Origin of the sequence: Streptomyces sp. NPDC000075 (genome assembly GCF_040301925.1) — a bacterium.
Lineage (GTDB): Bacteria > Actinomycetota > Actinomycetes > Streptomycetales > Streptomycetaceae > Streptomyces > Streptomyces polychromogenes.
Genome location: NZ_JBEPFL010000034.1, coordinates 56,274 through 81,102 on the forward strand (window position 1 = coordinate 56,274; position 24,829 = coordinate 81,102).

The 24,829-nt window shown below is 74.0% G+C and carries 22 protein-coding genes and 1 pseudogene; 9 read left to right on the forward strand and 14 right to left on the reverse strand.

Translation table 11 applies throughout. The annotated features are described in order from the left end of the window. Positions 1–77: 77 nt before the first annotated feature. Both ABT403_RS30860 and ABT403_RS30865 read left to right on the forward strand, forming a co-directional pair. On the forward strand, positions 78–611 hold the full coding sequence (locus ABT403_RS30860) for a cupin domain-containing protein (protein ID WP_344165980.1): 534 nt from the start codon (positions 78–80) through the stop codon (positions 609–611). Beyond that, positions 608–1,006 carry a rhodanese-like domain-containing protein gene (locus ABT403_RS30865; protein ID WP_344165978.1) on the forward strand — a complete coding sequence of 133 codons (399 nt, stop codon included), beginning with the start codon at positions 608–610 and terminating at the stop codon, positions 1,004–1,006. The genes ABT403_RS30860 and ABT403_RS30865 overlap by 4 nt, the downstream gene beginning before the upstream one ends. 171 nt (positions 1,007–1,177) lie before the next feature. On the opposite strand, the gene ABT403_RS30870 is transcribed toward ABT403_RS30865, so the two are convergent. The 4 genes and pseudogenes from ABT403_RS30870 to ABT403_RS30885 all read right to left on the reverse strand — a co-directional run bounded on the left by ABT403_RS30870 (position 1,178) and on the right by ABT403_RS30885 (position 6,702). Then, positions 1,178–3,718, reverse strand: a complete 2,541-nt coding sequence (locus tag ABT403_RS30870; protein WP_344165976.1) for an ABC transporter permease — start codon at positions 3,716–3,718, stop codon at positions 1,178–1,180. Between the two features lie 84 nt (positions 3,719–3,802). Continuing rightward, positions 3,803–4,471: pseudogene (recX, locus tag ABT403_RS30875) on the reverse strand (recombination regulator RecX); the annotation flags it as partial. Further along, complete coding sequence (gene recA / locus ABT403_RS30880) at positions 4,375–5,487, reverse strand: recombinase RecA (protein WP_344165974.1); 1,113 nt, start codon at positions 5,485–5,487, stop codon at positions 4,375–4,377. The pseudogene recX and the gene recA, both read right to left, overlap by 97 nt. Before the next feature lie 384 nt (positions 5,488–5,871). Continuing rightward, positions 5,872–6,702 (reverse strand): S1 family peptidase, encoded by an 831-nt coding sequence (locus ABT403_RS30885; RefSeq protein ID WP_344165972.1) that lies wholly within the window; start codon positions 6,700–6,702, stop codon positions 5,872–5,874. A 299-nt stretch (positions 6,703–7,001) separates the two neighbouring features. Between ABT403_RS30885 and ABT403_RS30890 the strand changes: the two genes are divergently transcribed. Then, positions 7,002–7,427 carry a hypothetical protein gene (locus tag ABT403_RS30890; RefSeq protein ID WP_344165970.1) on the forward strand — a complete coding sequence of 142 codons (426 nt, stop codon included), beginning with the start codon at positions 7,002–7,004 and terminating at the stop codon, positions 7,425–7,427. Between the two features lie 108 nt (positions 7,428–7,535). Beyond that, positions 7,536–8,291, forward strand: coding sequence for a Clp protease N-terminal domain-containing protein (locus ABT403_RS30895; RefSeq protein ID WP_344165968.1), 756 nt, complete (start codon positions 7,536–7,538; stop codon positions 8,289–8,291). On the opposite strand, the gene ABT403_RS30900 is transcribed toward ABT403_RS30895, so the two are convergent. Then, positions 8,245–9,531: an AI-2E family transporter gene (locus ABT403_RS30900; RefSeq protein ID WP_344165966.1), complete on the reverse strand. Its 1,287-nt coding sequence runs from the start codon at positions 9,529–9,531 to the stop codon at positions 8,245–8,247. The two genes, ABT403_RS30895 and ABT403_RS30900, sit on opposite strands and share 47 nt — an antisense overlap. A gap of 73 nt (positions 9,532–9,604) precedes the next feature. Continuing rightward, positions 9,605–9,799, reverse strand: coding sequence for a DUF3046 domain-containing protein (locus ABT403_RS30905; protein WP_344165964.1), 195 nt, complete (start codon positions 9,797–9,799; stop codon positions 9,605–9,607). 81 nt (positions 9,800–9,880) lie between these two features. Here ABT403_RS30905 and ABT403_RS30910 point away from each other — a divergent pair, with 81 nt between their 5' ends. Beyond that, complete coding sequence (locus ABT403_RS30910; RefSeq protein ID WP_344165962.1) at positions 9,881–10,810, forward strand: hypothetical protein; 930 nt, start codon at positions 9,881–9,883, stop codon at positions 10,808–10,810. Position 10,811: 1 nt separating this feature from the next. Here ABT403_RS30910 and ABT403_RS30915 read toward each other — a convergent pair whose 3' ends face one another. The 3 genes from ABT403_RS30915 to ABT403_RS30925 form a co-directional block, all read right to left on the reverse strand. Further along, entirely contained in the window at positions 10,812–11,120 is a 309-nt protein-coding gene (locus tag ABT403_RS30915) for an AzlD domain-containing protein (RefSeq protein ID WP_344165960.1), read from the reverse strand. After that, positions 11,117–11,815 (reverse strand): AzlC family ABC transporter permease, encoded by a 699-nt coding sequence (locus tag ABT403_RS30920; RefSeq protein WP_344166699.1) that lies wholly within the window; start codon positions 11,813–11,815, stop codon positions 11,117–11,119. Before ABT403_RS30920 ends, ABT403_RS30915 begins: the two co-directional genes overlap by 4 nt. An 86-nt stretch (positions 11,816–11,901) precedes the next feature. Continuing rightward, the gene (locus tag ABT403_RS30925) at positions 11,902–12,735 is read right to left on the reverse strand and encodes an AraC family transcriptional regulator (RefSeq protein ID WP_344165958.1); all 834 of its coding nucleotides are present in this window, start codon (positions 12,733–12,735) and stop codon (positions 11,902–11,904) included. Between the two features lie 80 nt (positions 12,736–12,815). Here ABT403_RS30925 and ABT403_RS30930 point away from each other — a divergent pair, with 80 nt between their 5' ends. The 4 genes from ABT403_RS30930 (at position 12,816) to ABT403_RS30945 (ending at position 20,027) form a co-directional block, all read left to right on the forward strand. Next, positions 12,816–17,414 carry an ATP-dependent helicase gene (locus ABT403_RS30930; protein WP_344165956.1) on the forward strand — a complete coding sequence of 1,533 codons (4,599 nt, stop codon included), beginning with the start codon at positions 12,816–12,818 and terminating at the stop codon, positions 17,412–17,414. A gap of 182 nt (positions 17,415–17,596) precedes the next feature. Then, on the forward strand, positions 17,597–18,304 hold the full coding sequence (locus ABT403_RS30935; protein WP_344165954.1) for a hypothetical protein: 708 nt from the start codon (positions 17,597–17,599) through the stop codon (positions 18,302–18,304). A gap of 107 nt (positions 18,305–18,411) precedes the next feature. Next, a complete protein-coding gene (locus tag ABT403_RS30940) occupies positions 18,412–19,224 on the forward strand; it encodes an Fpg/Nei family DNA glycosylase (protein WP_344165952.1) in 813 nt (270 codons plus the stop codon). A 32-nt stretch (positions 19,225–19,256) separates the two neighbouring features. Then, complete coding sequence (locus ABT403_RS30945) at positions 19,257–20,027, forward strand: SDR family NAD(P)-dependent oxidoreductase (RefSeq protein WP_344165950.1); 771 nt, start codon at positions 19,257–19,259, stop codon at positions 20,025–20,027. 443 nt (positions 20,028–20,470) lie between these two features. On the opposite strand, the gene ABT403_RS30955 is transcribed toward ABT403_RS30945, so the two are convergent. The 5 genes from ABT403_RS30955 to ABT403_RS30975 all read right to left on the reverse strand — a co-directional run bounded on the left by ABT403_RS30955 (position 20,471) and on the right by ABT403_RS30975 (position 24,730). After that, positions 20,471–20,848, reverse strand: a complete 378-nt coding sequence (locus tag ABT403_RS30955; protein WP_281208997.1) for a helix-turn-helix domain-containing protein — start codon at positions 20,846–20,848, stop codon at positions 20,471–20,473. Positions 20,849–20,957: 109 nt separating this feature from the next. Further along, positions 20,958–21,458 carry a CinA family protein gene (locus tag ABT403_RS30960; RefSeq protein WP_344165946.1) on the reverse strand — a complete coding sequence of 167 codons (501 nt, stop codon included), beginning with the start codon at positions 21,456–21,458 and terminating at the stop codon, positions 20,958–20,960. Positions 21,459–21,514: 56 nt separating this feature from the next. Then, positions 21,515–22,171, reverse strand: coding sequence for a CDP-diacylglycerol--glycerol-3-phosphate 3-phosphatidyltransferase (gene pgsA / locus ABT403_RS30965; RefSeq protein WP_344165944.1), 657 nt, complete (start codon positions 22,169–22,171; stop codon positions 21,515–21,517). Then, a complete protein-coding gene (gene rimO, locus ABT403_RS30970) occupies positions 22,168–23,682 on the reverse strand; it encodes a 30S ribosomal protein S12 methylthiotransferase RimO (protein ID WP_344165942.1) in 1,515 nt (504 codons plus the stop codon). Before rimO ends, pgsA begins: the two co-directional genes overlap by 4 nt. Before the next feature lie 145 nt (positions 23,683–23,827). Then, positions 23,828–24,730 carry a helix-turn-helix domain-containing protein gene (locus ABT403_RS30975; protein ID WP_344165940.1) on the reverse strand — a complete coding sequence of 301 codons (903 nt, stop codon included), beginning with the start codon at positions 24,728–24,730 and terminating at the stop codon, positions 23,828–23,830. Between the last annotated feature and the right edge of the window lie 99 nt (positions 24,731–24,829).

The window sequence follows — 24,829 nt, forward strand, 5'->3', positions numbered from 1 at the left end:
CGCCCCTTCCCCGCGCGCCCCGTCGCCCTTCCGGGCCCGCGCGCCCTTTTCGCGAACCCCAGGACGGTCACCACCCCATGTCTGCCTCCGTGTCCACGCACGCCCCCGCCCGCTCCTCCGCCCCCACGGCGGCGGAGCTCCTCGACTTCGCCCTGCGCACCGCCGCCGACCCCGAGATCGTCGACTCGCTCCCCCTCGACCCGGAGGGCCGGACCTGGATCCGGCTCGACGGCCCGGGCGGCAGCGAGGCCTGGCTGATCGGCTGGCCGCCCGGCACCGGCACCGGCTGGCACGACCACGCCGAGTCCCGGGGCGCGTTCGCGACCGCGCGGGGCCGGCTCACCGAGCACTCCCTGACGGTCCGGCTGCCCTCGGAGGGGTGGCGGAACCTGGAACTGGCCGGGGATGTGGACCGCACCCGCAGCCTCGGCGCGGTGACCGGGCGGGCGTTCGGGGAGCACCACGTCCACGAGGTGCTCAACGAGTCCGGGACCGAGCACGCCGTGTCGGTCCACGCGTACTACCCGCCGCTGCCGCTGATCCGCCGCTACAGCCGCAGCGGGCCGGTCCTCACGCTGGAGCACGTCGAGCGTCCGGCGGACTGGCAGTGAGCGGCCAGGGCCCGGTGGGCATCGACGAGCTCCTGGAGCGGGTCCGCGCGACGTACACCCGGGTGGACCCCCGGGCCGCGTACGAGGCGTGGCGGGGCGGGGACGCGCTGCTGGTGGACATCCGCTATCAGGCGCTGCGCGAGCGGGACGGGGTGATCCCGGGGGCGGTGATCGTGGAGCGCAACGAACTGGAGTGGCGGCTGGACCCGCTGGGCTCCCACCGGCTCCCGGAGGCCGTCTCGCACGAGGTGCGGGCGGTGGTGATCTGCAACGAGGGGTACGCGTCCTCGCTGGCGGCGGCGTCGCTCCACGCGCTGGGGCTCCGCCGGGCGACGGACCTCACGGGCGGCTTCCAGGCCTGGCGCGCGGCGGGCCTGCCCGTCACCCCCGCCTGAGGGTCGTCCGCTGCGCGGAGCCGTCTCCCCGCCCCGCCCTTCGCCCGTTCCCCGGGGCTGCGCCCCGGACCCCGTTGCGCTCAGACGCCGCGCGGGCTGGATTCATCCAGCCTCGCCGGCGTGTGAGGCGCGGGGTCTGGGGGCGGAGCCCCCAGGAGGCCCCGCCAGGGGTCACGACGACGTCGCCACGTCCACCGGGCGGAGCCGCAGGGCCAGGCGGCCCGGGAGGGCGACGGACGGGAGGGCCAGGAGGGCGGCCGCGCCGGCCACGCCCGCCCACACCACCGGCAGCACCGTCGGCGCGGCCGACCCCGTCATCCCGACGCTGAAGGCCGTCAGCACCGCCGCCGCGATCCCCGACCCCAGCACCACGCCCGTCAGCAGCACCCCCACCGCCTCGGCACGCAGCATCCGCAGCACCTGCCGCCGCTGCGCCCCCGCCAGCCTCAGGAGGGCGAACTCCCGGAACCGCTCGGCCGTGGACATGGCCAGGGTGTTGACCACCGCGATCGCGGTGAAGGCCAGGACCAGGCCCATCGCCAGCAGGTTGACCTCCGCCCCGGCCTCGTCCCGCCGCTCCCGCGCCGCGTCGGCCTGCGCCGCCGACAGCACCGACACCCCGGCCGCCCCCGCGGCGGCGGCCAGCCGTTCCCGGCCGACGCCCGGCTCCGCCGCCACCAGCACGCTGCCCGCCAGGGGGTTGTCCACGTGCGCGGCGACCAGCGCGTGCGGCAGGGTCACGTCACCGAAGCCGAGCCCCCGCGCGTACACGGCGGAGACGGTCAGCGTCACCGGGGTGCCGTCCCCCAGGGTCAGCCGCAGCGGGCTGCCCGGCTTCAGCCCCAGCTGCTCGGCGGCGAGTTCGCTGACCGCCGCCCGGCCCTCGCCGAAGCCCTCCAGGCTGCCGCCCGTGACCCCCGGGTCCCAGGTGCGGGTCAGTCCGGCCGGGGTCACGCCCTGCGCCGCGTACTTCGTCAGGCCCACCCGTACCGAGGTGCGCACGACCTCGGTCGCGGCCGTGACCCCGGGCGTGCGGCGGACCCGTTCGGCCGCCTCCGGGCTCACTCCCGGCCCCCGCGCGCCGAGCACCCACGCGGCCCGGACGCCCTCGCGGGCCTGCGCCCGGCCCGCGTCGCCGAGGGTCGGGGTGATGAAGAGCACGGTGCAGGTCATCGCGATCAGCAGGGTGAGGGGGGTGACGGCGGACGCCATGCGGGTGGCGTTGCCGCGCAGGTTGGCGGTGGCCAGACGGCCGCCGGGGCCGGTCAGCGCCAGCGGTCCGGCGAGCAGCGCGGCCGCGCCCCGGACGAGCAGCGGGCCGAGCAGTGAGACGGCGCCGGCCAGGACGACCACGGCCAGGAAGGTGACGGGCGTCGACGCCGGTTCGGTGCGCAGCGAGCCCAGTACGACGACCAGCACGGCCCCGCCGGCCAGCAGGAGCAGTCCGGCCACGGTACGGGCCCAGGCGGGGCGGGGCCGCTCGACGGCGGCTTCGGCCAGGGCCTCGGCGGGGCGGATCCGGGCGACCCGCCGGCCGGTGATCCGGGCCGCGGCCCAGCCCCCGAACAGGGTCGCCACGACGGCCGCGATCATCGGGAGGATCCCGGCGGTGCGCTCCAGGGTGGCCGGGACGGCCCCGGTGGCGACGAAGCGGCCGTGCAGCCAGGCGGCCAGCGGCAGCCCGGCGAGGGCGCCGGTGATCCCGGCGGCCAGGCCGACCAGGAGTGCCTCGCGGCCGAGCATGCCCCGCAGCTGCCGGGGGGTGGCGGCGATGGCCCGCAGCAGGGCGAGTTCGCGGTGGCGCTGCTGGACGGAGAGGGCGAAGGTGCCCGCGACCACGAGGATGGCGACGAGGAGGGAGGTGCCGCCCATCGCACCGCCCATGGAGACCAGCTTGGTGCGGGCGCCGGCCGCGTCGAGGAACTCGACCGGGCCTCGGTCGTCCCCGGTGGAGACCCGCGCGGAGGTGCCGTCGAGGGCCCGTGCGACCCGGGCGGCGAGCTGCCCGGCGTTCACCCCGGGCGCGGGCAGTACGCCGACGGCCGAGACCCGGCCGGCGCGGGCGGCGAGCCGCCCGGCTTCGGCGTCGGTGAAGAAAAGCGCGCTCTGGTGGCCGAGGCCGCCGCCGCCGGCGGCGCGGGCCACGCCGCTGACCGTGTAGGTCTTCGGGTCGCCGGTGGCCTGCACGGCGAGCCGGGCCCCGGGCGCGAGGCCGGCCCGGGCGGCCAGGTCGCGGTCGATGACGACCTCGTCGGCGTTCCCGGGGGCGCGGCCTTCGGCGAGGGTGAAGGGGGTGAGTGCGGCGGAGGTCCAGGCGTGCCCGTACGAGGGTTTCGGCGTGCCCGCGGCCCCGAGGAGCGGGACGGCCTGGAAGGTGAGCTCGGGGACGGCCCGTGCGACCCCGGGGACGGAGCGGACGGTGTCCACGGCGGAGGCCGGCAGCCAGGCCCGCTCGGCGACGGGCTTGGCCTTGTGCTTCGTCTTGGTCTTCCCCTTCTTCTCCATGACCGTGGTCTGGTGGACGTTCTGGTCGGCGGAGACGAGCACCGGGGCGCCCGCGTAGCGCTCGGTGGCGATCCTCCCCCGGAGCCCGGTCTCCAGGAGGGTGCCGCAGGCGGTGATCAGGGCCGCCGCGCACAGCAGGGCGACGAAGGCTCCGAGGAAACCGGCTTTGCGGTGCCGGACGGTCCGAAGGGCGTAACGCAGCATCATGCGATCAACTCTGTCGGCGGGAGCCCCTCCCGGCACTGGAGTGCCCCGGTATCCCCGCCGGGGGGCTAACCCCACCCCATGGGGTCAGCCGCCGGGGTATCCCAGGTCGTCGGCGTCCTCGCCCTCCGCCTCCAGGGCGCGGCGCACCACCCGCAGGGCCATGCCCTCCGGGTACCCCTTGCGCGCGAGCATCCCGGCCAGGCGCCGGATCCGCTTGTCGCGCTCCAGCCCCCGGGTCGAGCGGAGCTTGCGCTCCACGAGCTCGCGGGCGGTCTGTTCCTCCTGCTCGGAGTCCAGCTGTTCCAGCGCCTCCTGGACGAGGGTGGTGTGGACCCCCTTGGTCCGCAGCTCCTGCGCGAGCGCCCGGCGGGCCAGGCCCCGGCCGCGGTGGCGGGACTCGACCCAGGCCCCGGCGAAGGCGGCGTCGTCGATGAGGCCCACTTCCTCGTACCGGGACAGGACCGCCTCGGACACCTCGTCGGGGATGCCCCGCTTCGCCAGGGCGTCCGCGAGCTGCCGCCGGGTGCGCGGCATCCCGGTGAGCAGGCGCAGGCAGATCGCCCGCGCCTGCTCCTCGGGACTCTGGGGCGGCAGCTCCTGGCGGCCCTCACGGCCGCCCCTCGTTCCGCCGCCCCGCTCCTGCTCTTCCCGCACGGTCAGCTCTTGGCCACGGCGGCCTTGGCCGCCGGCTTGGCCTTCGACGCCGGGGCGGGCACGGAGGCGTCGGCCGGCGTGGTGGCCGCGGCCGCCTCGTCGCCGCCCTCGGCGTCCTTGCGCACGCCGACGCCCAGCTTCTCCTTGATCTTCCGCTCGATCTCGTTGGCGAGGTCGGGGTTGTCCTTCAGGAAGTTGCGGGCGTTCTCCTTGCCCTGGCCGAGCTGGTCGCCCTCGTACGTGTACCAGGCGCCGGCCTTGCGGATGAACCCGTGCTCCACGCCCATGTCGATCAGGCCGCCCTCGCGGCTGATGCCCTGGCCGTAGAGGATGTCGAACTCGGCCTGCTTGAACGGGGGCGCGACCTTGTTCTTGACGACCTTGCAGCGGGTGCGGTTGCCGACCGCCTCCGTGCCGTCCTTCAGGGTCTCGATGCGGCGGATGTCGATGCGCACGGAGGCGTAGAACTTCAGCGCGCGGCCACCGGTCGTGGTCTCCGGGGAGCCGAACATCACGCCGATCTTCTCGCGGAGCTGGTTGATGAAGATCGCGGTGGTCTTGGACTGGTTCAGCGCACCCGTGATCTTGCGGAGCGCCTGGCTCATCAGACGGGCCTGGAGACCGACGTGGGAGTCGCCCATCTCGCCCTCGATCTCCGCCTTCGGCACGAGCGCCGCGACGGAGTCGATGACGATCAGGTCGAGGGCGCCGGAGCGGACCAGCATGTCGACGATCTCGAGGGCCTGCTCACCGGTGTCCGGCTGGGACAGGATGAGGTTGTCGGTGTCCACGCCGAGGGCCTTGGCGTACTCGGGGTCGAGCGCGTGCTCCGCGTCCACGAAGGCGACGGTGCCGCCGGCCTTCTGCGCGTTGGCCACGGCGTGCAGCGTGAGGGTCGTCTTACCGGAGGACTCCGGGCCGTAGATCTCGACGACGCGGCCGCGCGGCAGACCGCCGACGCCGAGGGCGATGTCCAGCGCGGTCGACCCGGTGGGGATGACCTCGATGGGGTCGTTCGGCTTGTCGCCGAGGCGCATGACCGCACCCTTGCCGAATTGCCGTTCAATCTGTGCGAGCGCGGCGTCGAGAGCCTTCTCGCGGTCGGTGCCTGCCATGGGTTCCACCCGGTTTGCTTGAGTCGATCGCTTCACGCCATTGACGCTAACGCCTGCCACTGACAATGCGCTTCCACGCCCGGTTCGGCTGTGGATAACTCATCAGAATGGATGTTCGATTTCCCTGTCAAGCCGACCACGCCGCACCCCGCAACCCCTTCGCACCGAAGGCGGAACGGCCCCCACCACCCCCGGCCAGGCCTTCCCCGGGGACCAACGAGGGCGACGGCGGGCAGGCGCCGGACTGTGGCACGCGTCACATTTTCCGGACCGTCGCCACCGCCCCCGTCCCGCCCGCGCGATGACGGGAACGCGCCGCGGCCCCGCCGCGCACCGGGAGGCCGGTGCGCGACGGGGCCGCGGGGGATCCGCCGGGGCGGGAGGTTACGGCTTGGGCAGGGTGCAGCCGGGGCGGTTCAGGTCGATCTGGTTCCCGGCGCCGATGCACGGGACGAGGATGTAGGTCTGCTGGGCGTAGTTGATGCCCTGGCGGACCGTGACGTTGCCCGCCTGGTCCACCTCGCACGGGTTGTTGTCCGTGCAGCGCTGGCCGTCCTCGTTGCCCGTGTTGTTGACGGCGACCACCTTGCCGGTCGTCGTGTCGATCACCGGCGAGCCGGAGGTGCCGCCGATGGTGTTGCAGGAGGAGGTGTAGCGGACCGAGTCCTTCCAGGTCCACTCCCCCTCCTTCAGGCGGTAGGCGAACCCGTCGACGCTGCAGCCGTACGTCCGCTTCCAGTAGCCGGAGACCACCTTGATGGAGGAGCCCTGCACCGGGTGGGCGTCGTCGAGGGTGAGCGCGGCGATCCCGTACTTGCTCTGGATCTGCGCGTACGTCTGGGTCAGCTGGTAGAGCGAGACGTCCGTGTCCGTCATCGTCCCGTACGCGATCTTGCTCGCGCGCAGGGTCGCGACCTTCGAGCCCGAGGCGTTGAGCAGGGAGAAGCTGCGGCTGGAAGTGCGGTTGACGAGGACCTCGCCCGGCCCCGGGAAGCCGGTCTCCAGGCAGTGGCCGTTGGAGAGGACGAGCGCGGGGTCGTTCGGCTGCGAGCCGGGCGCGCGGACGACGGAGCCCGAGCAGTTGCTGAGCGCGACCGTGCCCGCGTAGGTGACCGCGGCGGCCTGCTGGGGCGTGGGGGCCTGGGCCACGGCCGGAGTTGCCGCCGCTCCGGTCAGGAGCAGGGACAACACGGCGCCGGCGAGAGGCTTGTTCATGTGGGGGTTCCCCTCTGGTGACGAATGCGACCGAAGATCCTTCGGTTGACATGTGCACTGCATTCTTAGTCCAGCGGGATCAACGCACAATAGGGCATGGGGAGTTGGGATCCAGGGCGGCCGAAAGTCCCCGGCAGTAAACGGAATCAACCCTTCCAACACCCCGCGAGGCGGGCGCGGGAGCCCAATTCAGGGCGCATGACCCACACCCCCGGGCTGGCGCGGAACGACCCCCGTATGGCCGGTACTCTGCGGTGCCCCCGACGACGGGGGCCGTGAAATTCCGCTCAGGAGGACCCATGGCCGTCAAGAAGGCCACGATCCAGCAGCAGGTGGCAGACGCCCTCGCCCAGGCCAACCCCGCCGACCGGCCCATCGTCACGATCCAGGCCATCGCCGGCCCGAGCGTGTGGCTGATGAGCATGCTCGGCCTCATCGGCCAGGCGTTCCTCAGCTACTACTTCGTCACCGTGACCGAGCAGGCCGTGGTGCTCCACCGGGCGAGCCGGATGAGCAACCGCCCGCAGGAGATCGTCTTCGCGATACCGCCCCACCAGGCCGTCGGCACGATCACCGAGGTCAAGCGCAACGCCATCTGGAGCTCGTTCCGCATGCAGCTCCCCGGCCAGGCGACCCCGACCCGCATGAACGTGCACCGCATCTGGCGGAACGAGATGGACCAACTGCTGGGCCTGCTGACGGGCCAGAACCAGCCGGCCGCCTGACGGCCGCACCCCGCCCCGGCGCGGAGGGGGCGCGTCCCCAGCCCCCTCCGCGACCAGAGTGACAACCCAGGGTTGACACCGCTCAGGTGTCAACCTACGGTTGCACCTATGACGAACCCTTCCGTGGAACCCGTCCGCATCACCAACCCGGTCCGCCTCGACGATCTGATCGAGGCCATCAAGAACTCCCACGCCGACACCCTGGAGCAGCTCAGCGGCGCCGTCGTCGCGGCCGAGCACCTCGGTGACGTGGCCGACCACCTCATCGGTCACTTCGTCGACCAGGCCCGCCGCTCCGGCGCCTCCTGGACCGACATCGGCCGCAGCATGGGCGTCACCCGCCAGGCCGCGCAGAAGCGCTTCGTCCCCAAGGCCGACAAGGAGGGCGACCCCGGGCTCGACCCCGAGGCGGGCTTCGCCCGGTTCACCCCCCGCGCCCGCAACGTCGTCATCGCCGCGCAGAACGAGGCCCGCGCCGCGAACAACGCCGAGATCCGCACCGAGCACCTGGTACTGGGCCTGCTGGCCGAGCCGGAGGGCCTCGCCGGACTCGTCCTCGGCGCCCGGGGCGTCTCGGCGGACGCCGTGCGCGCCGCCGCGACGGCCACCCTGCCCCCGGCCTCCGAGGAGATGCCCGCCCTCGTCCCCTTCGACGCGAACGCCAAGAAGGCCCTGGAGCTCACCTTCCGCGAGGCCCTGCGCCTGGGCCACGGCTACGTGGGCACCGAGCACATCCTGCTCGCCCTGCTGGAGCTGGAGAACGGCGAAGGCACGCTCAGCGGACTCGGCCTGGACAAGGCCACCGCCGAGGCGGCCGTCACCGAAGCCCTGGCAGCCGTACTCGGCGCGGACGGGCAGCAGTAGCCTCCCCGGACCCGGGACCGGATTCGGTCCCGGACCCGGACCGGGACCCGGACCGGGACCCGCCCGCGTCCTCCCCGCCGGCCTCGCCCGCCACCTCGTACCGCTTCACATAAGCGCCGAGGAAGGCCTGCAGGGTCGCCACGGCCGGGATCGCGATGAGCGCCCCGACCGCCCCCAGCAGGGCGGTCCCGGCGATGACGGAGCCGAAGGCCACCGCCGGGTGGATGTCCACCGTCCTGGCGGTGAGCTTCGGCTGGAGGACGTAGTTCTCGAACTGCTGGTAGACCACCACGAACCCCAGGACGTACACCGCGTACCAGGGATCGGCGGTGAAGGCGATCAGCGTCGGCAGCGCGCCCGCCAGGTAGGTGCCGATGGTGGGGATGAACTGGGAGACCAGCCCCACCCACACCGCGAGCGCGGGCGCGTACGACACCCCGAGGACCGCGAAGAGCACGTAGTGCGCGATACCGGAGACCAGGGCCATCAGCCCGCGCGAGTACAGGTACCCGCCGGTCTTCGCGACGGCGATCTCCCAGGCCCGCAGCACCTCCGACTGCTTCGCGGGCGGCAGTACGGAACACAGCGCGCGCCGCAGCCGGGGCCCGTCGGCGGCGAAGTAGAAGGAGAACAGGCCGACCGTCAGCAGCCGGAAGAGCCCGCCGAGCACGGTGGTCGAGACGTCGAGCACCCCGCTGGCGCTGTTCTGCACGTACTTCTGGAGCCAGTCGGAGTGCACCAGGCTGTCCTGGATCTCCAGCCGGGACAGTTCGGTGTGCAGGGTGCGGTTGATCCAGTCGATCACCATGTCGAGGTAGTGGGGGAAGCCCTCCACCATGTCGACGATCTGCCCGGCGAGCATCGAGCCGAGCAGCGCGAGGAACCCGGCGGCCGCGACGAACACGCCCAGGAACACCAGGAAGGTGGCGAGCCCGCGACGCATGCCCCGGGCCGCCATCCTGGCCACGGCGGGTTCGATCGCCAGCGCCAGGAAGAACGCGATCAGGACGTTGACGAGCAGCCCGATCAGCTGGTGGAAGGCCCAGCTGCCGAGCTGGAAACAGGCGACGAGCGCCAGTACGAGGATCACCGCGCGGGGCAGCCAGCGCGGCATCCGCGCCTCCGCCCCGGCCGCGGCCGCCGGCGGCGGGCCCCCCGTGGGGGCGGTGCCGGCGGGTACGGGGCCCGGAGCGTCCTGCGGGCCCCCGGGTCGTTCGGTCGTCTCGTCTGTCGCTGCCACGCCGCCCAGTCTGTCCCACCCGCCGCCCGGACCACGAAGCCGCCCGGCCCCCGCGCCCGCCGGGGGCCCGGGGTCAGCGCAGCGAGGCGGGCACGTCCATGGCCGCGCACACCGCGCGCCACACGTCCTTGGTCTCCCAGCCCGCCTCCAGCGCCTGGTGGACCGTACGCCCGCCCAGCTCGGACATGACGTGGTCCCGCGCGAAGGACTCGGCGTAGGACGCGCCGAAGTGCTCCGCCATCCGCTCCCAGAAAATCGTCAACCGCATGCCCCCAGTATCCCGCTCCGGAGAGTGCACCCCGGCCGTTGCCGCCCTGCGCCCCCAGTCCCGCGCCCTACGGTGGCTCGCATGCCTGGAGACGAAGCTTCCCCGGCCGCACCGGCCCCGCTGGCCCGCGCCGAGCGGTTCATCTGGCTCACCGCCCGGGTGCTGGAGCAGCGCCGGTTCGCGTACCACTTCCTCGGCGGGGAGGCCGACGCCGTCGACACCGCCCTCGGTTCCTACCTGGGCGCCGACGGCGGCTACGGCCACGCCCTCGACCCCGATCTGCGCGGCCCGCTCAGCCAGCCCCTGCACACCGCGCACGCCCTGCGGATCCTCGACGGCCTCGGCCGCTGCGCCGGGCAGCGCATCGAGCGGCTCTGCCGGCACCTGACCCGGATCTCCACGCCCGAGGGCGCGCTCCCGCTGATGGTCGCGGCCCCGCACGGCCATCCGTCCGCGCCCTGGTACCCGGTCTGCGACGACCCGCCGGGCGAGCTGGTGACCACCGGCCCCGTCGTGGGGGTGCTGCACCGCAACCGGATCTGGGACGCCTGGCTCTTCCGCGCCACGGAGTTCTGCTGGGACCGGGTGGAGAGCATGCGCCAGGCGCATCCCTACGAGGTCCAGGGCGCGGTGGCCTTCCTCGACGGCGTCCCCGACCGGGCCCGCGCGGCGGCGGCCGCGGACCGGCTGGGCCGGCTGGTGCGCGAGCGGCGCCTGGCGGTGCTCGACCCGGACCGCGGCGAGGAGTACCCGCTCTCCCCCGGCTACGCCCCGGGCGAGCGGCTGTTCCCGTACGACTACGCGCGGCGGCCGGAGTCGCTGGCCCGGAGCTGGTTCACCGACGAGGAGATGCGCCGCGCGCTGGACTTCCTCGCGGCGGAGCAGCAGCCGGACGGCGGCTGGCCGGTGCGCCGCCGGGCCTGGGCCCCGGGCAGCACCCTGGAGCGGCGGCCGATCGCCACCGTCGAGGCCCTGCTGACCCTGAGGGCGTACGGGCGGACAGCGGCGTAGCTCAGCCGCCCAGCGCCCGTACCCCGGCGGTGACCACCACCGCCGCCGCGACGACCACCAGGAACGGGGCGCGCAGCAGCAGGGCCGCGGCGGCGGCCGCCAGCCCGGCGGCGCGGGCGTCGAGGACCAGTGCGTGGCCGGTGCTGAAGGTCTGCTGGGCGGTGAGCGCGGCGAGCAGCGCGACCGGCAGCAGGGCGGAGAGCCTGCGCACCGCCGGCCGTTCCAGGGCGCCGGCGGGGACGAGCAGTCCGGCGAGCTTGACGGCGTAGCATCCGGCGACGGTCAGCCCGATGGCGATCCAGACGTTCACGAGGTGCGTCCCTTCAGCCACAGCACGGCGGGCGCGGCCAGCGCGGCGATCAGTACGGGCACCCCGGCGGGCAGCACGGGCAGGAAGCCCAGCCCGAGGACGAGCGCGAGCCCGGCGACGGCGCGTTCGGTGGTGCTCTTCAGCATGGGTGCGAGCAGGGCGAGGAACACGGCGGGTCCGGCGGCGTCCAGCCCCCAGGCGGCGGTGTCCCCGATGGCCTCGGCGCCGAGCGCGCCGAGCAGGGTGGTGAGGTTCCACAGCACGTACAGGCTGAGCCCGGTGACGGTGAAGCCGAGCCGGGCCGACCTGCGGTCGGGCTGGGCCAGGGCCACGGCGGTGGTCTCGTCGATGACCCAGTGCGCGGCGAGCGGCCGGACGGGCCGGGGCAGGGCCAGCAGCTGGGAGAGGCGCAGCCCGTAGAAGGCGTTCCGGGTGCCGAGGAAGAAGGCCCCGGCGGCGGCGGTGAAGGGGTTCCCGCCCGCGGCCAGCGCCCCGACCAGGGCGAACTGGGAGGCGCCGGTGAACACCAGCAGGCTCAGCACGCAGGCCTGGAGCACGCTGATCCCGGCCCCCGCGGCCGTCACCCCGAAGGCGAACCCGGACAGCCCGACGGCCACCCCGACGCCGAGGGCGTCCCGCACGACGGCGCTCCGCGGCCGCCCTTCCGTCCCGCCGGGGGTCTCTCGTATGACCACTCGTTCTGTTCCCACCCCGCGAAGGTAGGGGTGCGGCCCGGCCCCGGTCTTGTACGTTCTTGCACGTCCGGGGCGCCGCGCGGGGGCTACCCGGCGCGCGCCCGGCGGTAGGCGCCCGGGGGGACGCCGACGATGCGGGTGAAGTGCCGGTTCAGGTGCGGCTGGTCGGTGAAGCCGACGGCGACCGCCACCTCCGCCGGCGCACCCCCCGCCTCGAGGAGCCTGCGCGCCCGGCGGACCCGCGCGTCCGTCAGCCACGTGTGCGGCGGCATCCCGTACCGCTCCCGGAAGGCCCGCAGCAGCGCGAAGGGGCTCGTCCCCAGCTCCGCCGCGAGCCGCTCCAGTGACGGCGGCCGCGCCATCCGCTCCTCCAGGACGGCCCGCGCCCGCTCCGCGTCGGAGCCGCCCGCGCCGGGCACCGTACGGGCGGGCAGCGGCGCGGCGTGCCGGCTGAGCATCCGGGCCACGACGGACCGCAGCAGGGTGTCGGCGGCCAGCGCGTTCCCCGCCTCGGCGGCCCGGTGCACCTCGGTGATCAGCTTCGCGCCCTGTGCGTCGAGCACCATCTCGGCGGTGAAGCCGGGGGTGCCGCGCGGGGTGCCGAGTTCGGCGGCGACGTCGGTGATCAGCTCCCGGGAGGGGTAGAGCGTGGAGTACGCCCAGCCCTCGGGCTCCCCGGCGCGTGCGGTGTGCGGCACCTCGGGGTTGATCAGCACCACGCTGCCCGGCCCGGCCCGCAGGGTGCCGCCGGGCATGCCGATCTCCTCGACGCCGCCGGTGACGGCCGCGATGACGTACCCGTCGTGCGCGTGGCGCGGGAAGGTGTGGCGGACGTAGTGGGCGCGCAGCAGGTCCAGCCCGGGCAGTTGCGGGTAGCGCCAGTGCCTGGCCCACTCGCGGCCCGCCTCGTCCTTCCCCATCCCCTCATTCTGCGCCCCCGTGCCGCCGTGCGTTCGCGCAGGTCCGGACGGTTGTCAGTGGCGGGGTGCACGATGGGGGCATGGCAGGCGCTGCGCTCGACTCGTTCTCCCCCGCGACCCGCTCGTGGTTCACGGGGGCCTTCCGTACGCCCACCTCCGCGCAGGAGGGCGCCTGGCGGGCCATCGGGGCGGGGTCGGACGTCCTGGTGGTGGCGCCGACCGGTTCCGGCAAGACGCTGGCCGCCTTCCTCGCCGCCCTGGACCGGCTGGCTTCGCAGCCGCCGCCGGCGGAGCCGAAGAAGCGCTGCCGGGTGCTGTACGTGTCGCCGCTGAAGGCGCTCGCGGTGGACGTGGAGCGCAATCTGCGCAGCCCGCTGACCGGGATCCGGCAGGAGTCGGCCCGGCTGGGTCTGCCCGAGCCGGAGGTCCGGGTGGGGATCCGCTCGGGGGACACCCCGGCCGCCGAGCGCCGGGCGCTGGCGCTGCGGCCGCCGGACATCCTGATCACCACTCCGGAGTCGCTGTTCCTGATGCTGACCTCGGCGGCCCGTGATGCCCTGTCGGGGGTCGAGACGGTGATCCTGGACGAGGTGCACGCGGTCGCGGGGACCAAGCGCGGCGCCCATCTGGCCCTGTCCCTGGAGCGGCTGGACGAACTGCTGCCGCGTCCGGCCCGCCGGATCGGGCTGTCGGCCACGGTCCGGCCGGTGGAGGAGGTGGCCCGCTACCTCGCCCCGCGCGGCCGGGTGGAGATCGTGCAGCCGCCGTCGGCCAAGGAGTTCGACCTGTCCGTGGTGGTCCCGGTGGAGGACATGGGCGAGCTGGGCGGCTCGCCCGCCACGGAGGGCCGGGAGGGCGGGGACAAGCCGTCGATCTGGCCGCATGTGGAGGAGCGGATCGCGGACCTGGTGCAGGCCCACCGGTCCACGATCGTGTTCGCCAACTCCCGTCGTCTCGCGGAGCGGTTGTGCAACCGGCTCAACGAGATCGCCTACGAGCGCGCGACCGGCGAGCAGCTCGGCGAGGGCGCGCCGCCCCCGGCGGAGATCATGGCCCAGTCGGGCGCCGCGCAGGGCGCCCCGCCCCTGCTGGCCCGCGCCCACCACGGCTCGGTGTCCAAGGAGCAGCGGGCGCTGGTCGAGGAGGACCTCAAGGCCGGCCGGCTGCCCGCCGTGGTGGCGACCTCCAGCCTGGAGCTGGGCATCGACATGGGCGCCGTGGACCTGGTGGTGCAGGTGGAGTCGCCGCCGTCGGTGGCTTCGGGGCTCCAGCGCGTGGGCCGGGCGGGGCACCAGGTGGGGGCGGTGTCGACGGGGGTGGTCTTCCCCAAGTACCGGGGGGACCTGGTCCAGGCAGCGGTGGTGACCGAGCGGATGCGCACGGGGGCGATCGAGTCCCTGCGGATCCCCTCCAACCCGCTGGACGTGCTGGCCCAGCAGCTGGTCGCGATGACCGCGATGGACACCTGGCAGCTGGACGACCTGCTGGCCCTGGTGCGGCGGGCGGCGCCCTTCGCGGCGCTGCCGGAGTCGGCGTTCACCTCGGTGCTGGACATGCTGGCGGGCCGCTACCCGTCGGACGCGTTCGCCGAGCTGAGGCCACGGGTGGTGTGGGACCGGGTCGCGGGGACGGTCACCGGGCGGCCGGGCGCGCAGCGCCTGGCGGTGACCTCCGGCGGCACCATCCCCGACCGCGGCCTCTTCGGTGTCTTCCTGGCGGGCGCCGACCCGAAGAAGGGCGGCGGCCGGGTCGGCGAGCTCGACGAGGAGATGGTCTACGAGTCCCGCGTGGGTGACGTGTTCACCCTGGGCACGACCTCCTGGCGGATCGAGGACATCACCCGTGACCGGGTCCTGGTCACCCCGGCGCCCGGAGTGCCCGGCCGGCTGCCGTTCTGGAAGGGCGACCAGCTGGGCCGCCCGCTGGAACTGGGCCGCGCGGTCGGCGCGTTCCTGCGGGAGCTCGGCGCCCTCACGGAGGAGGACGCCCGGCTGCGGCTGCTGGCGGCGGGGCTGGACGCCTGGGCCGCGGGCAACGTCCTGGCGTACCTCGCGGAGCAGCGGGAGGCCTGCGGGCACGTGCCGGACGACCGGACCATCGTGGTGGAGCGGTTCCGCGACGAACTGGGTGACTGGCGGGTGGTGGTGCACTCCCCGTTCGGGGCCCAGGTGCACGCCCCGTGGGCGCTGGCGCTGGGCGCCCGGCTCGCCGAGAAGTACGGCATGGACGCCCAGGTGATGCACGCCGACGACGGGATCGTCCTGCGCCTGCCGGACGCCGACCTGCTCTCCATGGACCTGGACCTCCTCGACCACGATCCGGCCCGGCCGGCCCCGTTCGAGTTCGACGACGAGCAGGCCCCGCTGGGCGCGGCCGACGTCGCCTTCGACCAGGGGGAGGTGGCCGGGATCGTCACCGACCAGGTGGGCGGCTCGGCCCTGTTCGCCTCCCGGTTCCGCGAGTGCGCGGCGCGCGCCCTGCTGCTGCCGCGCCGCAGCCCCGGCAAGCGCACCCCGCTGTGGCAGCAGCGCCAGCGGGCCTCGCAACTGCTCCAGGTGGCCTCCGAGTTCGGTTCCTTCCCGATCGTGCTGGAAGCCGTGCGCGAATGCCTCCAGGACGTCTTCGACGTGCCGGGCCTGACCGAGCTGATGGGGGACGTCGAGGCGCGCCGGGTCCGCCTGGTCGAGGTCACCACCCCCGAGCCCTCGCCCTTCGCCCGTTCCCTGCTGTTCGGGTACGTGGCCCAGTTCCTCTACGAGGGGGACTCGCCGCTGGCCGAGCGGCGGGCGGCCGCGCTGTCGCTGGACTCGCGGCTGCTGGCGGAGCTGCTGGGCCAGGCCGAGCTGCGCGAGCTCCTCGACGCCGAGGTGCTGGAGGAACTGGAGCGGGAGCTCCTGTGGCTGACGGAGGACCGGCGGGCGAAGGACGCCGAGTCGGTGGCCGATCTACTGCGGCTGCTGGGCCCGTTGACGGACGCCGAGCTGGCGGAGCGGGGCGCGGAACCGGGCTGGGCCCCGTCCCTGGAGGCCGCCCGCCGGGCGATCCGGGTGCGGATCGCGGGGGCGGAGCACTGGGCGGCGATCGAGGACGCGGGCCGGCTGCGGGACGCCCTGGGCACGGCCCTGCCGGTGGGGGTCCCGGAGGCGTTCACGGAGCCGGTCAAGGATCCCCTCGGCGATCTGCTGGCCCGCTACGCCCGGACGCACGGCCCGTTCACCACGGCCGCCGTCGCCGCCCGCTTCGGCCTGGGCGCGGCGGTGACCGAGGGCGCCCTGCGGCGGCTCTCGGCGGCGGGCCGGGTGGTGCAGGGCGAGTTCCATCCGGCGGGCATCGGCCAGGAGTGGTGCGACGCGGCGGTGCTGCGGCGGCTGCGGCGGCGTTCGCTGGCGGCGCTCCGGCAGGAGCTGGAGCCGGTCCCGCCGGCGTCGCTGGCCACCTTCCTGCCGCAGTGGCAGCATCTGGGCGGCGGGCTGCGCGGGATCGACGGCCTGGCGCGCGCGGTGGAGCAGCTCCAGGGCGCGCCCGTGCCGGCGTCGGCGCTGGAGCGGCTGGTCCTGCCCTCACGGGTCGCCGGGTACACCCCGGCCCTGCTGGACGAACTGACCACCACCGGCGAGGTGGTGTGGGCCGGGGCGGGGGCCCTGCCGGGCAAGGACGGCTGGATCTCCCTCTACCTGGCGGACGCGGCCCCGCTGCTCCTCCCGGAACCGCACCCGCTGGAGCCGGGTCCCCTGCACCAGGCGGTGCTGGACGCCCTCTCGGGCGGGTACGGCCTGTTCTTCCGCCAGCTCACGGAGTCCGTGCGGGCCCGCCATCCCGAGGCCACGGACCTGGAGCTGTCCTCGGCCCTGTGGGACCTGGCCTGGTCGGGCCGCCTGACCAACGACACCCTGGCCCCGCTGCGCTCCCTGCTGGGCTCGGGCCGTACGGCGGGCGCCACCGCCCACCGGGCCCGCCGTACGGTGCCGCGCGGCCGGTACGGCAGCCTGAGCGCGACCGTCTCCCGTACGGGGCCGCCCACGGTCTCGGGCCGCTGGTCGCTGTTGCCGGCGCCGGCCCCGGAGCCCACCCAGCGCGCCCACGCGCTGGCCCGCACCCTCCTCGACCGGCACGGGGTGGTCACGCGCGGGGCGGTGGCGGCGGAGGGCGTCGAGGGCGGCTTCAGCGCGGTGTACCGGGTCCTGTCGGCGTTCGAGGACAGCGGCCAGGCCCGCCGGGGTTATGTGGTGGAGGGGCTGGGCGCGGCCCAGTTCGCAATGGACGGCGCGGTGGACCGGCTGCGCGCGGCGGAAAAGAACCCGCCCCCGCTGGCGGCGGTGGTCCTGGCCGCCGCCGATCCGGCGAACGCGTACGGGGCGGCCCTGCCCTGGCCGGAGCCCCCGGCCGGCGCCTCCCACAAGCCGGGCCGCAAGGCGGGCTCCCTGGTGGTGCTGGTCGACGGCGAGCTCGTCCTCTACCTGGAGCGCGGCGGGAAGACCATGCTGGCCTGGCCGGGCCCGGGCGACCCCCGCCTCACGGCGGCCACGGCGGCCCTGGCGGCGGCCTCCCGCGCGGGCACCCTCCCGGACCTGACGGTGGAGCGCGTCAACGCGGCGGCCGCCCTGACCTCCCCCCTCGGCCCGTCCCTGGAGACGGCCGGGTTCCACGCCACTCCGAGGGGACTGCGGATGCGCAACTAGCCGTCCCGCGCCGGGGGAAACGGCTTGAACTCGCTCCGGTCTCGACTCAGCCACGTATGTCTTGGCCATGTCACGAAACCGCTGCCAGCCGCTCCTGGACTGGCACTGGCGCTTATCCATGCCTTATCAAAGGTGATCACAGGCACTGCATTGGCGGTGCACAGTCATGGGGGAGAAGAGAAGTGAGCAGCATCAGCATGCGCAAGACCACCCTGGTAGCGGCCGGCCTCGCCGTCGCCTCGAGCCTGGTCCTGACGGGCTGCAAGGACGGCAACGAGGAGGCCCTCCCGGCGACTCCGTCCGCCCCGGCCGCCCAGCCGTCCCAGTCCGGCGGCTACGCCACCCCGCCGGCCGGAGCCCCGAGCTCCCCGGCCGCGGACGGCTACGACGGCGCCTCCGGCGCCCCCGCCGGCGGCGGCGCGGTGGCCAAGTCCGGCCAGGCCTTCAAGATCGGCCAGACCGCGACCGTCCCGTTCAGCTACGGCAGCAACAAGGGCGGCCAGATCGCCCTCACCGTCACCGGCATCGACGCGGGCACCCCGGCCGACCTGGCGGCACTGAACCTCGGCGACAAGGCGAAGGGCAAGTCCCCCTTCTACATCCGCTACACCATCAAGAACACCGGCAACACGGACCTGTCGTTCTCCTCCGTCGGCCACATGAAGGGCCTGCTGGACGGCGGCAGCGAGGCCGACACCGTCCTGACCATCGGCAAGTTCGAGAAGTGCCCGAGCGACTCGCTGCCGAAGGGCTTCACCAACGGCCAGACCCAGAACTCCTGCGCCATCGCCCTCGCGCCGACCGGCACGAAGGTCACCGGCGCCGAGTACTGGGGCGACCCGTACAACAACCTCGCCTCCCCGCCCCAGAAGGGCCTCACCTGGAAGTAACCGGCGGCCTGCGGGCCCCGTACCTCCTGATCCGCGAACCCCCCGCGGCGGTCACCCCGCCCGGGGGGTTCCCCGTTCCCCCGCCCCGGCGGCGCCACAATGGCCCCATGCCCGAAGGAGACAGCGTCCACCGCGTCGCGGCCCGTCTGCACGCCGCCCTCGCGGGCAAGGCCCTGACCCACGCGGACCTGCGCGTCCCCCGCTTCGCCACCGCCGACCTCACCGGCCGCACCGTCCTGGACGTCACCCCGCGCGGCAAGCACCTCCTGGCCCGCCTCGACGGCGGCCTCACCCTCCACAGCCACCTCGGCATGGACGGCGCCTGGTACGTCTTCGCCCCCGCCGAGAAATGGCGCGGCGGCCCCTCCTTCGAGATCCGGGCCGTGCTGGCCGCGGCGGACGCCACCGCCGTCGGCTACCGCCTCCCCGTCCTCGAACTGCTGCGCACCGCCGACGAGCCCCTGGCCGTGGGCCATCTCGGCCCCGACCTCCTCGGGCCCGACTGGGACCCGGACCGGGCCGCCGCCAACCTCCTCGCCGCCCCCGCCCGCCCCCTCGGCGAGGCCCTGCTCGACCAGCGCAACCTCGCGGGCATCGGCAACATCTACAAGTCGGAGCTCTGCTTCCTGGCCTCCGCCACCCCCTGGACCCCCGTCGGCGAACTGCCCGACCCGGAGGTCACCGCCGTCCGCATCGCCTCCGCCGCCCAGCGCCTGCTCGCCGCGAACACCGGCCACGGCGGGCCCCGCAACACCACCGGCAGCCGCCGCCCCGGCCGGGAGCTGTTCGTCTACGGCCGCGCCCGCCGCCCCTGCCTGCGCTGCGGCACCCCCGTGCGCCAGGCCCCGCAGGACGGCCGCCCCACCTACTGGTGCCCCCGCTGCCAGTCCGGCCCCGGCCCGGAGACTCCGACTGATTGACGGGTCGTCAGATCCGCTCGTACCGTCCTGGCATGCCCACACCCATCACCGCGTACGACCTCACCGGCCGCACCGCGCTCGTCACCGGGGCCGCCGCCGGCATAGGCCGGGCCACCGCGCTTCTGCTCGCCGCGGCCGGTGCGGCCGTGCACTGCGCCGACCGCGACGAGCGCGGCCTCACCGAGACCACCGACCTGATCGCCAAGGCCGGCGGGACCGCCACCGCCCACGCCCTCGACGTCACCGACCGCGCCGCCCTGAGGGCCGCCGTGGCCGCCGCCGGGCCGCTGGACGTCGCCGCCGCCATCGCGGGGGTCATGCACACCAGCAGCGTCCTGGACACCACGGACGAGGACCTCGACCGGGTCCTGGACGTCAATTTCAAGGGGGTCCTGCGCACCTGCCAGGAGGCCGTCCGCGCCATGATCGCCGCCGGTCGCCCCGGCTCGGTCGTCACGATGGCCTCCGGCGCCGTGGACGCCGCCCAGCCCGGCCTGCTCTGCTACAGCGCCGCCAAGGCCGCCGTGGTACAGCTGACCAAGACCCTCGCCACCGAGAGCGGCCCGTACGGCATCCGCGTCAACGCCGTCGCCCCGGGGTGGATCCGCACCCCCATGACCGCCCGCCACAGCCCCGAGGCCCAGGAGCAGACCGAGGCCGCCATGGTCCGGATGTCCCCGCTGCGCCGGGTCGGCGAGCCCGAGGACATCGCCCACGCGGTGCTCTACCTGGCCTCGGACGCCTCGTCCTTCATGACGGGCCAGATCCTTCGGCCGAACGGAGGGGTGTCGATGCCCTGGTGATCCCCGCCTCCCTCCCGGTCCTCCCGCGGAGGGTCCCCGCCTTCCCCGCCCCGGGCCCGGCGCACGGGGCCGGGTACACAGTGCACGGGCAGCAGTCCCAGCCCCCAGCCGCCCATGGCTATCGCGCCCTCCACGGGCCCCGCGTCGGCCGGCACCACCGCCAGCCTCACCACGGCCCACCACCACAGCGCGCCCAGGGCGAGCACGAGGGGCAGGGCCAGTACGACGGGCAGAGCCACAGGTATGCGCGGTAACAGCCGCACGGCCGCCTCCCAGAGGGCCGGGTACCGGTCGCGCTCATCCTCCCCCACACCCCCCGTCCCCGCACCCAGAACGACGGGCGCACGGCCGCACGAGGGGCCCGGAAACGGCAAGGAGCCCCGGCCGGTGCGTCACGCACCACCCGGGGCTCCCGCCACACCCACGTGTCCAGCTCGCGGTGCTCAAGCGGCTACGACGTTCACCGCTTCCACGGGCGCCTTGATGGTCACCCGTTCGGGTCCCGTGACCGAGGCCACGGAGACCGAATTGAGCATCGGGCGCACCGGTGCCGGCACCGGTTCGCTCGCGGCTGCCGACTGCGCGAGCTCGGCCAGCGACAGCTCGTCACTGACTTCGCGCATCAGCTCGGACATCCGTACGTCCAGCGCGTCGCAGATCGCGGAGAGCAGCTCGGAGGATGCCTCCTTCTGCCCCCGCTCCACCTCGGAGAGATAGCCGAGCGAAACTCGGGCGGACGAGGAGACTTCGCGCAGAGTACGGCCCTGGCGCTGGCGCTGCCGACGCAGCACGTCACCCAGCAGGCGACGGAGCAGAATCATCGGTGGCTCCCTCCTCTGACCGTGTAGCCGTAACCTTCACGCCCCACCGTACCGCCTCGCGCCGCGGCCGTGCGGGGAGCGATGTCGTGTTCACTCAGGGCTGCAAACATCAAATCCCCCCGTTCTGTTCCGTATCCTGCCCCCGCGGATTCTCGCGGAGTTCGCTCGAGAGCAGTTCGAGCACTGTGCGTGCACTCTCCCTACGGATTTCCGTACGGGAGCCGTTCAACCGCAGCCGGGCCGTTTTCCTGCCCCCCGGACCCGCCACGGCGACGAAAACGGTGCCGACCGGCTGCCCGTCCTGGGGGTCTGGACCGGCCACCCCGGTCGTCGCGATCCCCCACGAAGCGCCCATCACGCGCCGTACCCCGCTGGCCATCTCGGCCGCCACCTGCGCGTTCACCGCGCCTTCGGCGGCCAGCAGCGCGGCGTCCACCCCGAGGACCCGGTGCTTGAGTTCAGTGGCGTACGCCGTCACCGACCCGCGGAAGGAGCGCGAGGCCCCCGGCACCGCCGTGAGCTCGGCGGCCACCATCCCCCCGGTCAGCGATTCCGCCACGGCCAGGCTCTGGTCACTCTCCGCGAGCAGCCGCAGCACTTCTTCGGCCACTCGCGCGGCACCCTCCCCCGCTCCCACGGATTCCGGTGCCTCCCCCGCCCCGTTCGTCACTTCGCGGCCCGCTCCGCCGCCAGTCCGGCCCGGCGCAGCACCACGGCCTGCCGGACGTAGTCCAGACCGGTGACCACGGTCAGCACGACGGCCACCGCCATCACCCAGAAGCGCAAGGTCGCCAGCGGCCCGGTCAGCGCGAGCACGTACATGCCCACCGCCGTGCCCTGGGCCAGGGTCTTGAGCTTGCCGCCCCGGCTGGCGGGGATCACCCCGTAGCGGATCACCCAGAAGCGCATCAGCGTGATCCCGAGCTCGCGTCCCAGGATCACCCCGGTCACCCACCAGGGCAGGTCGCCGAGCCAGGAGAGACACACGAGCGCCGACCCCATGATCGCCTTGTCGGCGATGGGGTCGGCGATCTTCCCGAAGTCCGTGACCAGGTTGTACGTCCTGGCCAGGTGACCGTCGAAGATGTCCGTGATCATGGCGACGGCGAAGGCGGCCCAGGCCAGTGCCCGCCAGACGGGGTCATAGCCCCCGTCGGCGAGCAGCAGCAGGACGAATCCCGGCACGAGGACCAGCCGGATCATCGTGAGGATGTTCGCGATGTTCCAGAGGCTGGCCTGGTTGACGGCCGCAGTCCCGAGCTTCGCGCCGGGCGTGGGCCGGCGGCCGGTCCCGCCCGCCGCTGGTGCCGGGACTCCGCTCATCCGGCCGCCTCCTGGATTTCCGAGAACTCCGTGCCGAGGGGCTCGGCCACCAGGTCCACGCCCAGCGTGCCGACGACCTTCGCCGTGACGATGTGCCCGGGGACCAGGCCCGTGCCGTCGGTGAAGACGACCTGGCCGTCGGTCTCGGGGGCCTGGTGGGCGGCGCGCCCGTAGGCGCCCTCGCCCTCCTCCGCCTCGTCGAACGGGACGACCGTCTCGACGAGTACCTCAAGGGTCTCGCCGATCCGCTCCTCCGCACGCTGGGAGGTGAGCTCCTCGGCGAGCCGCTGCATGTGCGCGAGGCGCTCGGCGACGGTCTCCTCGTCCAGCTTGTTCTCGTACGTGGCGGCCTCGGTGCCGTCCTCGTCGGAGTAGCCGAAGACGCCGATGGCGTCGAGACGGGCGTGGGTGAGGAAACGCTCCAGCTCGGCGAAGTCCTCCTCGGTCTCGCCGGGGAAGCCGACGATGAAGTTGGAGCGGACGCCGGCCTGCGGGGCCTTGGAGCGGATGGTGTCCAGCAGCTCCAGGAAGCGGTCGGTGTCACCGAAGCGGCGCATGGCGCGCAGCACGTCGGGGGCCGAGTGCTGGAAGGAGAGGTCGAAGTACGGCGCGACCTTGGGGGTCGAGGTGAGGACGTCGATCAGCCCGGGCCGCATCTCGGCGGGCTGGAGGTAGCTGACGCGGACGCGCTCGATGCCGTCGACGGCCGCCAGCTCGGGCAGCAGGGTCTCCAGCAGGCGGATGTCGCCGAGGTCCTTGCCGTACGAGGTGTTGTTCTCGGAGACCAGCATGATCTCCTTGACGCCCTGCTCGGCGAGCCAGCGCGTCTCGCCCAGCACGTCGGAGGGGCGGCGGGAGATGAAGGAGCCGCGGAACGAGGGGATCGCGCAGAAGGAGCAGCGGCGGTCGCAGCCGGAGGCCAGCTTGACCGAGGCGACCGGGCTCTTGTCCAGGCGGCGGCGCAGCGGGGCGCGCGGCCCGGAGGCGGGCGCGACGCCCTCGGGCAGGTCGGCGGGGGCCTCGGCGGGCTCCTCGGCGCCGTCCTGGGCGTGTCCGGGCAGGGCCACGGTGGCGTTCTGGCGCTCGGCCGGGCTGATCGGCAGCAGCTGGCGCCGGTCGCGCGGGGCGTGGGCCTCGACGTTGCCGCCGCTGAGGATGGTCTGCAGGCGGCTGGAGATGTCGGCGTAGTCGTCGAAGCCGAGGACTCCGTCGGCCTCGGGGAGCGCTTCGGCGAGTTCCTTGCCGTAGCGCTCGGCCATACAGCCGACGGCGACGACGGCCTGGGTCCTGCCGTGATCCTTGAGATCGTTGGCTTCCAGCAGGGCGTCTACGGAGTCCTTCTTGGCGGCTTCGACGAAGCCACAGGTGTTGACGACGGCTACGTCCGCGTCGGCGGCGTCCTCGACGAGCTCCCAGCCATCCGCCGCCAAGCGGCCTGCGAGCTCCTCCGAGTCCACCTCGTTACGGGCGCAGCCAAGAGTGACAAGGGCGACGGTACGGCGTTCGGGCATGGACTCAAGACTACTTCGTCCCGGCGCCGGCCCCCGCCCCAAGTCCCCCCACGACAAGATCCCCGGGAGCCGGCGGCAGGTGCCGCACGGGTCCCGGGGATCTGGAATTTTTTATTCCGCGCCGGTGGGCGCTGGTCAGGGCCGCTCAGCCCGCCTGGGCCTGACCCTGGCGGGGGTCGTTCCTGGTGTAGGTGAGCCGCTCGACCTGACCCGACTCGAACCTGTCCTTGATCTCCTTGCCGTTCACGAACAGCTTGACGGCACCGGCGTCGCCCAGGACCAGGTCCACGGACTCCTTGTCGGTGAAGGTCTTCGACTCGCCCTGCGCGAGGGTGCCGTCGAAGAGCAGCCGGCCGCTGTGGTCCTTCGCCGAGATCCAGCTCTCGCCGACGTCGGCCGTCAGGACCACGGTGACGAGGTCCTTGGGCGCGGCCGCGATGGCGCTGTCGGAGGGCTCCGGCTTGGGGGCCTGGGGCGCCTGCGGGGTCTGGGCCTGGGGCTGCTGCTTGCCCGCGGACTGCTTGGGCGCGGGCTGCGGGGAGACGGAACCTTCCGCCACCGGGTGCTTGGCCTTCTCGTCGTCGCCGCTGAAGGCGGTGAAGCCGACGAAGCCGATCACGGCGACGATGGCGGCGACCATGGCGGCGGTCCAGTTGGGCCGCTGCCGTTCGGGGCGGATGCGCTCGGCGTCGAACATCGGCGCGGCGGGGGTGGGTGCCGGCCGTCCGCCGTGGGCCGCGTCGTAGATCTCGACCAGGGGTACCGGGTCGAGGTGAACGGCGCGGGCGAGCGTCCGGATGTGGCCGCGGGCGTACACGTCACCGCCGCACCGCGTGAAGTCGTCCTCCTCGATCGCGTGCACGATCGGAATGCGCACGCGGGTGGTGGAGGAGACCTCGTCGACTGTGAGCCCGGCGGCGATCCGGGCCTTCTTGAGGGCCGTCCCGATGGACGGTCCTTCGACGGAGCGTTCGACGAGCCGGTCCTCGGACCGGTCGTCGGTCGAAGGCCGCTCTTCTTCGGGGGAGTTGGAGTTGCCGATGGACACAAGGGCGCCTTTCGAGCGTGTAGCCACCTGCTGGATGTCCAGTCTAGGGGGGTGACGAAAGGGTGGGGCAACCGGAGGGTCCGCTTCCTACGCCATCCG

Excerpts from the sequence above, each read along its gene's own strand:
- ABT403_RS30860 (WP_344165980.1), top strand. The coding sequence starts at position 78 with ATGTCTGCCTCCGTGTCCACGCACGCCCCCGCCCGCTCCTCCGCCCCC.
- ABT403_RS30870 (WP_344165976.1), bottom strand. The coding sequence starts at position 3,718 with ATGATGCTGCGTTACGCCCTTCGGACCGTCCGGCACCGCAAAGCCGGT.
- recA (WP_344165974.1), bottom strand. The coding sequence starts at position 5,487 with ATGGCAGGCACCGACCGCGAGAAGGCTCTCGACGCCGCGCTCGCACAG.
- ABT403_RS30885 (WP_344165972.1), bottom strand. The coding sequence starts at position 6,702 with ATGAACAAGCCTCTCGCCGGCGCCGTGTTGTCCCTGCTCCTGACCGGA.
- ABT403_RS30890 (WP_344165970.1), top strand. The coding sequence starts at position 7,002 with ATGGCCGTCAAGAAGGCCACGATCCAGCAGCAGGTGGCAGACGCCCTC.
- ABT403_RS30895 (WP_344165968.1), top strand. The coding sequence starts at position 7,536 with ATGACGAACCCTTCCGTGGAACCCGTCCGCATCACCAACCCGGTCCGC.
- ABT403_RS30905 (WP_344165964.1), bottom strand. The coding sequence starts at position 9,799 with ATGCGGTTGACGATTTTCTGGGAGCGGATGGCGGAGCACTTCGGCGCG.
- ABT403_RS30910 (WP_344165962.1), top strand. The coding sequence starts at position 9,881 with ATGCCTGGAGACGAAGCTTCCCCGGCCGCACCGGCCCCGCTGGCCCGC.
- ABT403_RS30925 (WP_344165958.1), bottom strand. The coding sequence starts at position 12,735 with ATGGGGAAGGACGAGGCGGGCCGCGAGTGGGCCAGGCACTGGCGCTAC.
- ABT403_RS30930 (WP_344165956.1), top strand. The coding sequence starts at position 12,816 with ATGGCAGGCGCTGCGCTCGACTCGTTCTCCCCCGCGACCCGCTCGTGG.
- ABT403_RS30940 (WP_344165952.1), top strand. The coding sequence starts at position 18,412 with ATGCCCGAAGGAGACAGCGTCCACCGCGTCGCGGCCCGTCTGCACGCC.
- ABT403_RS30945 (WP_344165950.1), top strand. The coding sequence starts at position 19,257 with ATGCCCACACCCATCACCGCGTACGACCTCACCGGCCGCACCGCGCTC.
- ABT403_RS30955 (WP_281208997.1), bottom strand. The coding sequence starts at position 20,848 with ATGATTCTGCTCCGTCGCCTGCTGGGTGACGTGCTGCGTCGGCAGCGC.
- pgsA (WP_344165944.1), bottom strand. The coding sequence starts at position 22,171 with ATGAGCGGAGTCCCGGCACCAGCGGCGGGCGGGACCGGCCGCCGGCCC.
- rimO (WP_344165942.1), bottom strand. The coding sequence starts at position 23,682 with ATGCCCGAACGCCGTACCGTCGCCCTTGTCACTCTTGGCTGCGCCCGT.